The organism is Streptomyces sp. NPDC001222 (assembly GCF_042896945.1).
Classification (GTDB): domain Bacteria; phylum Actinomycetota; class Actinomycetes; order Streptomycetales; family Streptomycetaceae; genus Streptomyces; species Streptomyces gibsoniae.
On record NZ_JBIAXT010000046.1, the window covers coordinates 12221 to 25203 of the forward strand.

The following is a 12983-nucleotide window of genomic DNA, read 5'->3' on the forward strand; positions in this document are numbered from 1 at the left end:
CGGAGCCTGTCTTGACCATCAGCATCACCGACCTGGCCACGGTGCGCGCCCGGCACCCCGAGGCCATCGCCGAAGCCGCCGCACGCCGCGCCCGCCGCCCGCTGATCGGCGACGGCGGCCGCCTGATGATCGTGGCCGCCGACCACCCGGCCCGTGGCGCGCTCGGCGTCGGCGACCGCCCTCTGGCCATGGCGGACCGCGCGGATCTGCTGGAACGCCTGTGCATCGCGCTGTCCCGGCCCGGTGTGGACGGGGTGCTGGCCACTGCGGACATCCTGGAGGACCTGCTGCTCCTCGGCGTCCTCGACGGCAAGGTGGTCATGGGCTCCATGAACCGCGGCGGCCTCGCGGGAGCGTCCTTCGAGATGGACGACCGCTTCACCGGCCACCGCCCCGAGGACATCGAACGGCTCCACTTCGACGCCGGAAAGCTGCTGCTGCGCATCGACTACGACGACCCGGGCTCCCTCGCGACCCTGGAGTCCGCCGCCCGGGCCGTCGACGCCATGGCCGCGCGCCGACTGCCGCTGTTCATCGAGCCGTTCATGGCGCACCGCGTCGACGGCCGGGTGCGCAACGACCTGAGCACCGAGGCCGTCACCCGGTCCATCGCCATAGCCTCGGGCCTCGGCGGCACCTCCGCCTACACCTGGCTCAAGCTCCCCGTCACCGCCGACGCCGACGACATGGCCCAGGCCCTGGAGGCGTCCACGCTGCCCGCCGTGCTGCTCGGCGGCGAGGTCGGCAGGGACGGCAGGGACCAGGAGGCGGCGTACGAGAGATGGCGCAAAGCCCTGCGACTGCCCACCGTCCAGGGCCTGGTCGTCGGGCGGTCCCTGCTGTATCCCGCCGAGGGCGACGTGGAGAGCGCGGTGGACACCGCGGTCGGCCTGCTGTGACACCACCGCCGTACGGCCCCGGCGCCTGCCGTACCGCTCCCGCCCCGTGAAGCCCCCGCGAGAGAAACCCGTCCCTGTGAGGTCCCGTTGAGCCACAGCCACCCCACTCAGTCCGTGCGCCGCCTGACCGTCGCCCAGGCGCTGGTGCAGTTCCTGTCCGCGCAGTACACCGAGCGCGACGGCGCCCGGCACCGGCTGATCGCCGGCACCTGGGGCATCTTCGGGCACGGCAATGTCGCCGGCGTCGGCCAGGCGCTGCTGGAGGCCGGCGAGGACACGATGCCCTTCCACCAGGGCCGCAACGAACAGGCCATGGTGCACGCGGCCGTCGGCTTCGCCCGCCGGCGCAACCGGCTGTCCACGCAGGCGGTCACCACCTCCATCGGCCCCGGAGCCACGAACCTCGTCACCGGCGCCGCGCTGGCGACGATCAACCGCCTGCCGGTGCTGCTGCTCCCCGGCGACTACTTCGCCACCCACCCCGCCGACCCGCTGCTGCAACAGCTGGAGCACCCGGTGGAGGCGGACGTGTCCGTCAACGACTCCCTGCGCCCGGTCTCCCGCTACTTCGACCGGATCACGCGTCCGGAGATGCTGATCCCGTCCGCCCTCAACGCCATGCGGGTGCTGAGCGACCCGGCCGAGACCGGCGCGGTCACCCTCGCCCTGCCGCAGGACGTCCAGGCGGAGGCCCACGACTGGCCGGCGGAGTTCTTCGCCGAACGCGTGTGGCGCGTACGCCGTCCCGTGCCCGACCGGGTCGAACTCGCCGAGGCCGTAAGCGCGGTGCGCGCCGCCGGGCGTCCGCTGATCGTGGCGGGCGGCGGCGTCCACCACAGCGAGGCCGAGGGGGCGCTCAAGGCGCTCGCCGACGCCACGGGCATCCCGGTCGCGTCCACCCAGGCGGGCAAGGGCTCGCTGCGTCACGACCACCCCGCGGACCTCGGCGGCATCGGCCACACCGGCACCGCCGTCTGCGACGCCGTCGCCCGCACCGCCGACCTGGTCATCGGTGTCGGCACCCGCTACAGCGACTTCACCACCGCCTCCCACACGCTGTTCCAGCGCCCAGGCGTGCGGTTCGTCAATCTCAACATCACCGCCTTCGACGCCCACAAACTGGCGGCCCGCACCCTGGTGGCCGATGCGCGCAGCGGCCTGGAAGCGCTCGCGGATGGCCTGTCGGGCCATCGGGTGAGCGAGTCCTACGAGGCCGAGTACCGGGCGGGCAAGGAGCGCTGGGAGCGGGTGGTCGAGGCCGCCTACCGGGCGGACGACGAGAACGCCGTGCCGACGCAGACCCAGGTCCTCGGCGCGCTGGACTCCGTGGTCGGGGACGACGACGTGGTGATCAACGCGGCCGGCTCGCTCCCCGGCGATCTGCACAAGCTGTGGCGGGCCCGCTCGCCGCATCAGTACCACCTGGAGTACGGCTACTCCTGCATGGGCTACGAGATCCCGGCCGGGATCGGCGTCCAGCAGGCCGCGCCCGGCGTTCCGGTGTGGTCCCTGGTCGGTGACGGCACCTATCTGATGATGCCCACCGAGATCGTCACCGCGGTCCAGGAGGGCCTGCCCGTCAATCTGATCCTCGTCCAGAACCACGGCTACGCCTCCATCGGCGGCCTCTCCGAGGAGACCGGCGGCGAGCGCTTCGGCACCGCCTACCGCTACCGGTCCACCGACGGGACCTTCACCGGGGCCCCGCTTCCCGTGGACCTGGCCGGCAACGCCGCCAGCCTCGGCATGGACGTCCTGCGCGCCAAGACCGTACGGGAGCTGCGCGACGCCCTGGCCGCGGCACGCGCGTCCGACCGGCCCACCTGCGTCTATGTGGAGACCGATCCCGCACCGGCCGCCCCGCCCGCCGAGGCGTGGTGGGACGTGCCGGTCGCCGAGGTCGCCTCGCGCGAGGCCGCCCGAGCCGCCCGCGAGCGATACGACCGGCGGGCCGCCGACCGCCGCCACCACCTCTGACTCCCCCGCCACGCGTCAGGACAGGCCATGACAAAGGATTCCGTCAAGCAGCCGGGCGCGGCCCCCGCCTCGCCCACGGCCCTCGACTTCACCCTCGACCGCAGCAGTCCGGTTCCGCTCTACTACCAGCTGGCCCAGCAGTTGGAGGCGGCGATCGAGCACGGCGCGCTGGGTCCGGGCAGCCTGCTGGGCAACGAGGTGGACCTCGCCGCGCGGCTCGGCCTGTCCCGTCCGACGGTCCGTCAGGCCATCCAGTCCCTGGTCGACAAGGGGCTGATGGTCCGCCGCCGGGGCGTGGGCACCCAGGTGGTGCACAGCCAGGTCAAGCGGCCCCTGGAGCTGAGCAGCCTCTACGACGATCTGGAGGCCGCCGGTCAGAAGCCCGCGACGCGGGTGGTGCGCTCGGCGGTGGAACAGGCGTCCGCCGAGGTCGCGGCCGCCCTCAACATCGCGGAAGGCGCCGATGTGCACCATCTTCAGCGGCTCCGGCTCGCCCATGGCCAGCCGATGGCGTTCCTGTCCAACTACGTACCGACAGACATGATGGACTTCGACACCGACCGGCTGGAGGCGACGGGCCTGTACCGGATGATGCGCGGCGCCGGCATCATCCTGCGCAGCGCCCGGCAGTCCGTCGGCGCCCGCCGCGCCACCACCGGGGAGGCGGAACTGCTGGGCGAGCCGGAGGGGGCCGCCCTGCTGACCATGCGACGCACGGCCTACGACGACACGGGCCGCGCGGTCGAGTACGGCACCCACATCTACCGCGCCTCGCGCTACGCCTTCGACTTCCAGCTGCTCGTCCGCCCCTGAGCCGTCCGCGCTCGGCGCACTGCCCTCCCTCGGGTCAGCCCAACTCCACCCAGGTGCCCCGGCGCGCGGAGCGGCTCATGGCGTCCAGGGCGGCGGCGCCGCGTACGGCGTCGTCGAGGGTGGGGCCGTGCGCCGTGCCCTCGGCGACCGAGCGCAGGAAGTGGTACGCCTCGATGACCTTCAGGTCGTCGTAGCCCATGGCGTTGGCGGATCCCGGCTGGAAGGCGGCGTACTCGCCGTGGCCCGGGCCGACGTAGAGGGTACTGACGGGCTGGTCCTGGAAGGCCGTGCCGCGGCTGACGCCGAGTTCGCCCATGCGCCGGAAGTCCCAGAAGACCGCGCCCTCGGTGCCGTGCACCTCGAACCCGTAGCTGTTCTGCTCGCCGACGGCGACCCGGCTCGCCTCCAGGACGCCACGGGCTCCGGAGGCGAAGCGCAGCAGGCAGTTGACGTAGTCCTCGTTCTCCACCGGACCCGGCTCGCCGCCCGCCGCGCGCGTGTGGCCCGCGGTGGCGCCGGCGGGACGGGCCCGGTCGGGGATGAAGACGGCGGTGTCGGCGGTCAGCGACGCGATCTCGCCCAGCAGGAAGCGGGCCAGGTCCACACCGTGCGAGGCGAGGTCGCCGAGGACTCCGCTGCCGCCCCGCGCACGCTCGTACCGCCAGGTCAGCGCGGACTCGGGGTGGGCGGCGTAGTCGCTGAAGAGGCGGATGCGGACATGGGTGACGATGCCGATGCCGCCGGAGGCGATCAGCTCGCGGGCGGCCTCGACGGCCGGTGCGTTGCGGTAGTTGAAGCCGACCGTGCCCTGGACACCGGCCTTGGCGACGGCGTCCGCGACCGCGCGGGCGTCCTCGACGCCCAGTCCGACCGGCTTCTCGATCCAGATGTGCTTGCCCGCCTCGGCCATGGCGACGCCGATCTCCCGGTGCAGGAAGTTCGGCGCGGCGATGCTCACCGCCTGGACACGGGGGTCGGCGGCGATCTGCCGCCAGTCGCGCACCGCGCCGGCGAAGCCGTACCGCTCGGCGGCCTCCTCGGCGCGGCCCGGCACCTCGTCGGCCACGGCGATCAGTTCCGGCCGCAGGGACAGTTGCGGGAAGTGGTGCGGCAGACGGACGTACGCCTGGGTGTGCACCCGTCCCATCCAGCCGAACCCCACGACGGCGACACCGAGCGTACTCACCATGACTGCCCCTCTTTGGACCGGTCCAGAGCCTGCCGGGCCCACACTGCGACTCGTTCCGGCAGTTGTCAATCCTTTGACAAGGGTCTGGGCCGTATGGAACGGTCCAGACATGAGACCGCCGACGATCCGCGATGTGGCCGAGCGGGCCGGAGTGTCGAAATCGCTGGTCTCCCTGGTGCTGCGCGGCTCCGACCAGGTGCGTCCCGAGAAGCGGCAGGCCGTGCTGGCGGCCGTGGAGGAGCTGGGCTACCGGCCCAACGCCGCCGCGCGCAGCCTCAGTGAGCGGCGCACCCGCACGGTGGGCGTGCTGCTGAACGACATGCGCAACCCCTGGTTCGTGGAGCTGCTCGACGGTCTCAACTCCCGGCTGCACGACGCCGGGCTGCGCATGCTGATGGCGGACGTCCGACTCGGCCGGCGCCTCGGCGAGGACCTCCCCCGCACGTTCACGGACCTCGGGGTCGACGGTCTGATCGCCGTGGGCACCGAGACGCTGAGGACGGCGGCGGCGCGGATTCCCACCGTGGTCGCGGGGGCCCGCGAGCCCGAGCTGCCCGCGGTGGACATCGTCGCGGGCGACGACGAACACGGCGCCCGGCTCGCCACCGAGCACCTCGTCGGCCTCGGTCACCGGCGGATCGCGCACATCGCCGGGCAGGGGGTGGTCGGGGAACTGCGCCGGCGCGGCTTCGAGACGGTCATGCGCGAACACGGCCTGGCGGACACGGCGGTGGTGGAGCGGGGCGACCTCACGGAGGAGGGCGGCTACCGGGCCGCGGTCCGCGTACTGGCGGCCCGCGAACGCCCCACCGCCGTATTCGCGTTCAACGACATGGCGTGTGTCGGCGCCCTCTCGGCGGCCGAGCAGCTCGGCCTCCGGGTGCCCCGTGACCTGTCCGTCGTCGGCTACGACAACACCTATGTCTCCCGTCTCCGGCACCTGTGGCTGACCACGGTGGACAACGGCAGCCACGATGTCGGCCGCCGCGCCGCCCAATGTCTGCTCGACCGTCTCGCCGAGCCCGCCCGCCCCGCCGAACTGGTGCTCACCACACCCTCGTTGGAGATACGGGGGACCACGGCCGCACCGCACCGAGCGGTGCGGCCCTGAATCGCCCCGCAGGGGGAGACAGCCCGTCAGGCGGTCCGGCCCGCCACGATCCATTTCGACGGCACCTCGATACGGGAGCCGTCCGCCGTGTGCTCGGTGGTGACCAGGGGCAGTTCGCCACTCGCCAGCACCGTCAGACCCGCGGCGCGCAGATACTCCGGCACCACGGCATCGGCCACCTCACCGGGCGCGATGCCGTGCCGGAAGACGGGGGCCAGCTTGGCGGGCGGTCCCTCGGGCCCCTGTGCCAGGGCTTTCAGTGCGATCCCTGCCGCCTCGGCGAGTTCGACGAGGAAGACCCGGCCGCGCTCCCCCACCAGCGTCGCGATGCCGTCGACGAGTGGCTGCCGGTCGTCGGGCTCGCACTGGTGGAGCACGCCCCGCATATAGACGTTGGTGTCGCCGAGTTCGGCGTGCAGCGTCGCGGTCTCGCTCTTCTCGGTCGCGTCGAGCACGCGGTATCCGGCCGTCCCCGCGGGATCGGCGCGGCGGGCGTGGTCGAGGGCCGAGGCCGCCAGGTCCACGCCGACGACATGCGGGAAGCGGCCGGCCAGGAAGCGGGTCTGGGTGCCGTTCCCACACCCGAGGTCCAGAAGGGGCAGCCCAGGATCCGCCAGCAGCGGTGTGAACAGGGGGAGATGGACGGCCGCGGTCAGCGCCGGGTCCGCGTCCCAGAAGACGGCTTCCGCGTCATCCGGGGCCTCGCTCCAGAAGCCCTCCCAGGCCTGTCGGTACGGACTCGTCACGCTCATGCCCAACTCCCCAGGATGCGACCGCAGCCCGCCGGAGGTGACGGGCGAGATCGGTCTATCGCGCCCGGCGCGAGGCGACAAGCGCCGGGCGCGATCCTGTGTAAGAAGGCCACGCCCCTTCAGCGACGCGGCACGCGCGGCAGCGTCAGTTCGAACCACGCCGTCTTGCCCGCGCTCGTACGGCTGGTTCCCCACTCACGAGCCAGGGTGCTGACCACACGCAGCCCGCGCCCGAACTCGTCACCGGGGCCCGCGTGCAACAGCGTGGGCAGCGTGTGGTCGTCGTCGTCCACCTCGCACAACAGGGTGTCGCCGCGTACCAGGCGCAGTTCCACCCGACGGCCGTGCGCATGTCGTACGGAGTTGGTGACGAGCTCGCTGACCATCAGTTCCGCGTTGTCCGCGAGCGCGCCGAGCCCCCACTCATGGAGCTGTTCGCGGACCACCGACCGGGCCCGGCCGGCCTCGACCGGCTCGGGCGCGAGCCGCCACACCGCGACGTCGTCGGGCTCGATGCCGTTCAACCGGGCCATCAGCAGCGCCACGTCGTCCTTGCGGCCGCCGCGGGTGTTGAGGGAGCGGATGATCGTGTCGCAGGCGTCGTCCATCGAGGCCGCCGGGTGCGCGGCGGACTCGCACAGCGTCGCGAGGCCGACACCGATGTCCTCGCCGCGCATCTCGACCAGTCCGTCGGTGCACATCACCAGGCGGTCTCCGGGCGCCACCGGAACCCGTACGGACTCGAACGGCACCCCGCCGACGCCGATGGGGGCGCCGGTGGGCAGGTCGAGCAGCTCGCTGCGCCCGTCGTCGGCGCGCACGATCACAGGCGGGATGTGGCCGGCGTTGGCGAGGTGCAGCTCGCTCGCGATCGGGTCGTAGACGGCGTACAGACAGGTCGCGAGATAGGTGTCGCCGAGTCGCTGGGCGAGGTCGTCCAGGTTGCGCAGCAGTTGGGCGGGCGGCAGGTCGAGGGCGGCCATGGTCTGCACGGCCGTGCGCAACTGACCCATCATCGCGGCGGAGTTGAGTCCATGGCCCATGACGTCACCGACGACCAGGGCGGTGCGTGCGCCGGGCAGTTTCACGGAGTCGAACCAGTCGCCGCCGATCCGTCCGCGCAGGGTGCCCGGCAGATAGCGGGTGGCGATGTCGCAGCCCGCCATGCGGGGCGCTATGTGCGGGAGCATGCTGTCCTGGAGCGTCTCCGCGACGTTCTCCTGGTACGTGTACATGCGGGCGTTGTCGAGCACGAGCGCGGCCCGGGCGGCGAGTTCGGCGCCGGTGACCCGGTCCATGTCGTTGAACTCGGCACGCTCCGGGTGGCGCAGCAGGATCATGAAGCCCAGCACCACGTTGCGCGCCTTCAGGGGCACGACCAGCATGGACCGGTGGTTGATCAGGGGCCGGATGTCGCGCTTGTCGAACTGCGCGGCGATCGCGTGCCCCATCTCCTCGCTGATCCGGGGTACGAGGACGGGCTCGCCGCTGGTCATGCACTGGAAGAACGGTGTGTGCGCGGGGAACGGCATGGCCTCGCCTACCGGTACGACATCGTCCCAGCGGCCCGGCTCGTCGGTGTGCTCGACGGCGACACGGTGCCACATGGTGGTGGTGTCGGGGACACCGTCGGGGAACCCCTCGCCGGCGACGACCTGTTCGCGCAGATAGGTGCCGGCCACGTCCGTGAAGCGGGGCACGACGGCCTTGCTGACCTCGTTGATCGTCCGGGACAGGTCGAGCGAGGTGCCGATCTTGCCGCTGACCTCGTTGAGGAACTCCAGGCGCTCGCGCACCGCGACGTACTCCAGGTCCTCGCCCTCGTCCTGGAGTTCGTCCGGCACCGGCTCACCGGCCGCGACGGCCCGCGCCGCCCGCTCCCGGCGCGCCTTGCGCTCCGCGCGCCGGGCCACACCCCAGTCAGGGGTGACCGGCACCCGGTCGTTCTGGCTGAACTCCAGAATCGGGTAGCCCAGTTCGAGGACCTGCGCGACGATCCGGGCGCTCTCGCCGACGCTCATGCTGGGCAGGATCTCGGGCAGCCGCCGGGCGAGTTCCTCGGCGCCGGGGAAGTCGGTGTGCAGGGCGAAGCTGGGCGCGACCCGCTCGATCACCGTGCCGTCGCTCTCGTGGCGCAGGGCGTCCGCGTCGGCCGCCAGCACCAGCAGCCGTTCGTGGCCAGGGCCCACCAGGGGGTAGGCCCACCACAGCACATCGACCCTTCCCCGCCGCTCGGCCGAGGGGAGCTGTGCACTGCCCCGCTCGCGGTCCGGCGCGGTGAGGCGGGCGCGTCCCGCGGCCGGATAGGACAGCCGCCCGTCGAGGGAGGACTCCAGCCCGGGACCGACTCCGTCGTCCATCGCGTACGCCCCGTAGGGCGCGGTCTCGTGCTCCTCGGGGAGGGCTCCGGAGACCGGCAGCAGATCGACGGCGGACCTGCCGATCGCGTCCTCTCGGGATGCGCCGAACAGTATCCGGGCGCCCCGGCTCCAGTGTGAGACCAGCCCGTCGCGGTCGACCACGACCACGGCGAGGGGGATACGGCCGGCCGCGCCGTCCCCGGCCGGGTGGCCGGGAAGCGTGCGCGTCTCGGTGCCACGGTCCATGACCCAGGCCCTCTCTCCCCGCGTCCAAGATCTGTGCGCAGCACCACGGTACGGCGGCACCCGGGTACCGTGTGGGGTATTACGCGAATTGCCCCCGGGGCGCCTCCGGCGCTCAAGGGGGCGCGCCGGGCGGGCAGTTGACGCGGCTGGGCCGGGCGGGCGCGGGGACCCGTCAGTCCTCGTGGCCCAGCTGAAGGTCGCGTTCCGTCCGGCCGCCCCCGGCGACCTGCAGCACGGTGGCCACCGGGGGGTAACCCGCGGCGATCACGGTGTACTCCCCGGACGACAGATCGACGAACCGGAACGTTCCGTCGGCCCCCGTCGTCAGCGTGTCGACGACATTGCCCGCCGCGTCGAGGAGCGTGACCCGGGCGTCCTCGACCGGCCGTCCGCCGCCCGCGCGCACGGTCCCGCGCAGCACCGCACCCCCCGCGAGTTCGACGTCCTGCCGGGTCTCCCGCGAGGCCTGTACGGAGACGGGCAGCGCGGCCGGGCGGAACGCGGGCGCACTGGCGGCCAGGGTGTACTCCCCGGCCACCAACTCCGTGATGACATAGCCGCCTTCACGCCCGCTGCGGGTGCTCGCGACCACCTCGCCGTGCACATTGGTGAGCGTGACGTTGGCGTCGCGCACCGGCGTGCCGTCGGCCGTCAGCACACAGCCCGCCAGCCGGCCCGCGCCGCCGAGCACGACGTCCAGCTCCACCGGGCGCTCGCCCACGGTCACCGAGACCGCCTGCGGCTGGTGACCGCCGGCCGCGGCGATCAGGACGTAGGACCCGGATCCCGGCGTGGACAGGGCGTACCGCCCGTCCTCGCCGCTCGCACCGCGCCCGATCTGCTGTCCCGCGACATCGATGAGGGTGAGCGCCGCACGCGGCACGACCGTACCGTCGGGGTGCTGGACCGTGCCGCAGACGGGCACTCCCGCGGCGTACGGCGTACGGGCCGGCGGGACCTGCGTGGCGGGCGGGGACTCGACGGGGGCGTTGTGGGACACCAGCGGTTTCTCCTTGAGGAAGAAGGCGATGAGCAGGCCGAGGACGAGCACCGGCACGAAATAGAGGAAGACCCTCGGCATCGCGTCGGCGTACGCCTCGATGTACGTGTCCCGCAGTGCGGGCGGCAGCGCGTGGACGAGCTGTGGGGTGATGGACTCGGGGTCGGGCAGCCGGGTGCCCAGGTGCGGCGGGAGGCGTTGCGCCAGCGCGTCGGTGAGGCGGTTCGCGAACAGAGTGCCGAAGACGGCCGCCCCCACGCTTCCGCCGATCTGCCGGAAGTAGTTGTTGGCGCTGGTCGCGGTACCGAGGTCGGCGGGGCGCACCGAGTTCTGCACGGCGAGGACCAGCACCGGCATGACCATGCCGATGCCTGCCCCGAGGACCGCCATCCACACGCTGTACTGCAGCCGGGGCGTGTCCACGTCGAGCCGGGACAGCAGCCACATGCCGACGGCCGCCACGGCGGTGCCGAGGACCGGGAACACCTTGTACCGGCCGGTGTGGCTCACGAGTTGCCCGCCGATCACGGACGCGCCGACGATCCCCGCCATCATCGGCAGCATCAGCAGCCCGGACTCCGTGGCGCTCGCCCCGTCGACCATCTGGAGGAAGGTGGGCAGATAGCTGGCGGCGCCGAACAGCGCCACTCCGACCACCAGGCCCACCAGGGCGGTGATGTTGAAGACGGAGTCGCGGAACAGCCGCAGCGGGATGAGGGGTTCGCCGGCGAACCGCTCGGCGATCAGGAAGAGGGCGATCGCGACGACCGCTCCCGCGCCGAGTCCCAGGATGACGTGTGACCCCCACGCGTACTCGGTGCCGCCCCAACTGGTCAGCAGCACCAGGCAGGTGGAGGCGGACGCCAGCAGCAGGGTGCCGGGCACGTCGAGCCGGCGGCCCTTCGCCGCGGGCTTCGGCAGTTTCAGCACCACGGTGACCACGGCCAGGGTGATCAGACCGAAGGGCACGTTGATGTAGAAGCACCAGCGCCAGGAGAGATGGTCGGTGAAGTAACCGCCCAGCAGCGGTCCGGCGACCGAGGCGAGGCCGAAGACGGCGCCGATCAGGCCCATGAACCGGCCGCGTTCACGGGGCGGGACGATATCGGCGATGATCGCCTGCACACCGATCATCAGCCCGCCGGCCCCGATGCCCTGGACGGCGCGGAAGGCGATCAGCTGGTCCATGGTCCCGGCCCGGCCCGCGAGCGCGGATCCGAGGACGAACACGGCGATCGCGAACTGGAACACGCCCTTGCGGCCGAACAGGTCCCCGCCCTTGCCGTAGACCGGCAGTCCCACGGTGGAGGTCAGCAGATAGGCCGTGATGGCCCAGGACATCCGGTCCAGGCCGTGCAGTTCGCCGACGATCTTCGGAAGCGCGGTGGCCACGATCATCTGGTCGAGGGCCGCGAGCAGCAGCGCGAGCATCAGCCCGACGAAGACGAGGCGCACCCGGCCGGGTGCGAGCGCCACGGGGCGTTCGGCAGCGGCGGGCTCCTGAAGCGCGTCCAGGAGCCCGGGCGGCAGGGCCCGCTCGCTGTCCACGTCCATCACCGTCGTCCCGCCCACGTATCCGCTCCCCTCGTCGCCGCTGCGCCGCCCATTTCTCGCATTGCGCGACAACTGGTTCAAGCGCGGCGAGTTGCCGCGGAACGGAGCGGTCCGGAGGTATCCGCCGGTCGGAGCCCTACGGCGTACAAGCACGCCATGCGGAAAACCACTCGAAACGGTGAGCGTGAGATTCAGCCGGACGACTGACGGAGTGCGCTCCGGGGGCTCGGAATCGGGATTTGGCGCCCCGGAGCGCACAAGGGGTCACGACGAAGCAGACGGCTTACGCCGGTCGCGTACGGCGTCGCTTCACGCCGGGTTCACGGGGCCACCGGCGTCACGGGCGACACGCACCACCGGCGTCACCGGCGACACGCACCACCTGCGTCACCGGCGACACGCACCACCCGCGTCACGGGCATCACGCACCACCCGCGTCACGGGCATCACGCACCATCGGCGTCACGGGCGACACGCACCATCGGCGTCACGGGCGACACGCACCACCGGCGTCACGGGCGACACGCACCACCGGCCGTACGCACCACCGGCGTCACCGGCCGTACGCACCACCGGCGTCACCGGCGACACGCACCACCCGCGTCACGGGGCCGCCCGCGTCAGGCCGGCGTCTGGGTCACTTCTCCACCTCGGCGGCCAGCTTCGCGAGTTCCGCGTCGTAGATCCGGGCGAGGCCCTTGGGCGCGAACGTCTTCTCGAAGAAGCCGCCGATGCCGCCGGCGCCCTTCCAAGTGGTGGTCACGACGACCCGGGACTTGCCCTCTCCGGCCGGGGTGACCCGCCAGGTGGTCACCATGGAGGAGTTGCGGTCCTTCTCGACCAGCTCGCCGTCGGTCGGCTCGCTGACCTCGAGCAGGCAGTCACGGACGCGCTTGCTGGTGGCCTGGAGCTTCCAGTGCACGAGGGTGCCCTCGCCGTCGCCGCCCTCGCGCACCTCGTACTCGCTGAACTGCTCGGGCAGCAGTCGCGCGCGGGCGCCGCTGTAGTCGGCGAGGGTGTCGAACACCGTCTCCGCGTCCGCCGCGATGATCCGCTCCGTCGTGGCCTCGACCTGCGCCATG

Annotated in this window: 9 protein-coding genes; 4 read left to right on the forward strand and 5 right to left on the reverse strand. The window is 72.4% G+C overall.

From position 1 onward, the window contains the following. Positions 1-11: 11 nt before the first annotated feature. The 3 genes from ACFY2Z_RS37365 (at position 12) to ACFY2Z_RS37375 (ending at position 3689) form a co-directional block, all read left to right on the forward strand. Positions 12-899, forward strand: coding sequence for a deoxyribose-phosphate aldolase (locus tag ACFY2Z_RS37365; protein ID WP_390748450.1), 888 nt, complete (start codon positions 12-14; stop codon positions 897-899). Positions 900-1013: 114 nt separating this feature from the next. Next, on the forward strand, positions 1014-2876 hold the full coding sequence (gene iolD, locus ACFY2Z_RS37370) for a 3D-(3,5/4)-trihydroxycyclohexane-1,2-dione acylhydrolase (decyclizing) (RefSeq protein WP_390748451.1): 1863 nt from the start codon (positions 1014-1016) through the stop codon (positions 2874-2876). A gap of 27 nt (positions 2877-2903) precedes the next feature. Further along, the gene (locus ACFY2Z_RS37375; protein WP_390748452.1) at positions 2904-3689 is read left to right on the forward strand and encodes a GntR family transcriptional regulator; all 786 of its coding nucleotides are present in this window, start codon (positions 2904-2906) and stop codon (positions 3687-3689) included. A gap of 34 nt (positions 3690-3723) precedes the next feature. Here the strand turns inward: ACFY2Z_RS37375 and ACFY2Z_RS37380 are convergent, their stop codons facing one another. Further along, complete coding sequence (locus ACFY2Z_RS37380) at positions 3724-4878, reverse strand: Gfo/Idh/MocA family protein (protein ID WP_390748453.1); 1155 nt, start codon at positions 4876-4878, stop codon at positions 3724-3726. Between the two features lie 109 nt (positions 4879-4987). Here ACFY2Z_RS37380 and ACFY2Z_RS37385 point away from each other — a divergent pair, with 109 nt between their 5' ends. Continuing rightward, positions 4988-5989: a LacI family DNA-binding transcriptional regulator gene (locus ACFY2Z_RS37385; protein ID WP_390748454.1), complete on the forward strand. Its 1002-nt coding sequence runs from the start codon at positions 4988-4990 to the stop codon at positions 5987-5989. Positions 5990-6015: 26 nt separating this feature from the next. Here ACFY2Z_RS37385 and ACFY2Z_RS37390 read toward each other — a convergent pair whose 3' ends face one another. The 4 genes from ACFY2Z_RS37390 to ACFY2Z_RS37405 form a co-directional block, all read right to left on the reverse strand. After that, positions 6016-6741: a class I SAM-dependent methyltransferase gene (locus ACFY2Z_RS37390; RefSeq protein WP_390748455.1), complete on the reverse strand. Its 726-nt coding sequence runs from the start codon at positions 6739-6741 to the stop codon at positions 6016-6018. Between the two features lie 119 nt (positions 6742-6860). Further along, a complete protein-coding gene (locus tag ACFY2Z_RS37395; RefSeq protein ID WP_390748456.1) occupies positions 6861-9347 on the reverse strand; it encodes a SpoIIE family protein phosphatase in 2487 nt (828 codons plus the stop codon). A gap of 172 nt (positions 9348-9519) precedes the next feature. Then, a complete protein-coding gene (locus tag ACFY2Z_RS37400) occupies positions 9520-11919 on the reverse strand; it encodes an MFS transporter (protein ID WP_390748457.1) in 2400 nt (799 codons plus the stop codon). Between the two features lie 619 nt (positions 11920-12538). Next, positions 12539-12982 carry an SRPBCC family protein gene (locus ACFY2Z_RS37405; protein ID WP_311693480.1) on the reverse strand — a complete coding sequence of 148 codons (444 nt, stop codon included), beginning with the start codon at positions 12980-12982 and terminating at the stop codon, positions 12539-12541. Position 12983: the final 1 nt, after the last annotated feature.

Coding starts and splice junctions, on each gene's coding strand:
- ACFY2Z_RS37375 (WP_390748452.1), top strand. CDS start 2,904: ATGACAAAGGATTCCGTCAAGCAGCCGGGCGCGGCCCCCGCCTCGCCC.
- ACFY2Z_RS37390 (WP_390748455.1), bottom strand. CDS start 6,741: ATGAGCGTGACGAGTCCGTACCGACAGGCCTGGGAGGGCTTCTGGAGC.
- ACFY2Z_RS37380 (WP_390748453.1), bottom strand. CDS start 4,878: ATGGTGAGTACGCTCGGTGTCGCCGTCGTGGGGTTCGGCTGGATGGGA.
- ACFY2Z_RS37405 (WP_311693480.1), bottom strand. CDS start 12,982: ATGGCGCAGGTCGAGGCCACGACGGAGCGGATCATCGCGGCGGACGCG.
- ACFY2Z_RS37395 (WP_390748456.1), bottom strand. CDS start 9,347: ATGGACCGTGGCACCGAGACGCGCACGCTTCCCGGCCACCCGGCCGGG.
- ACFY2Z_RS37385 (WP_390748454.1), top strand. CDS start 4,988: ATGAGACCGCCGACGATCCGCGATGTGGCCGAGCGGGCCGGAGTGTCG.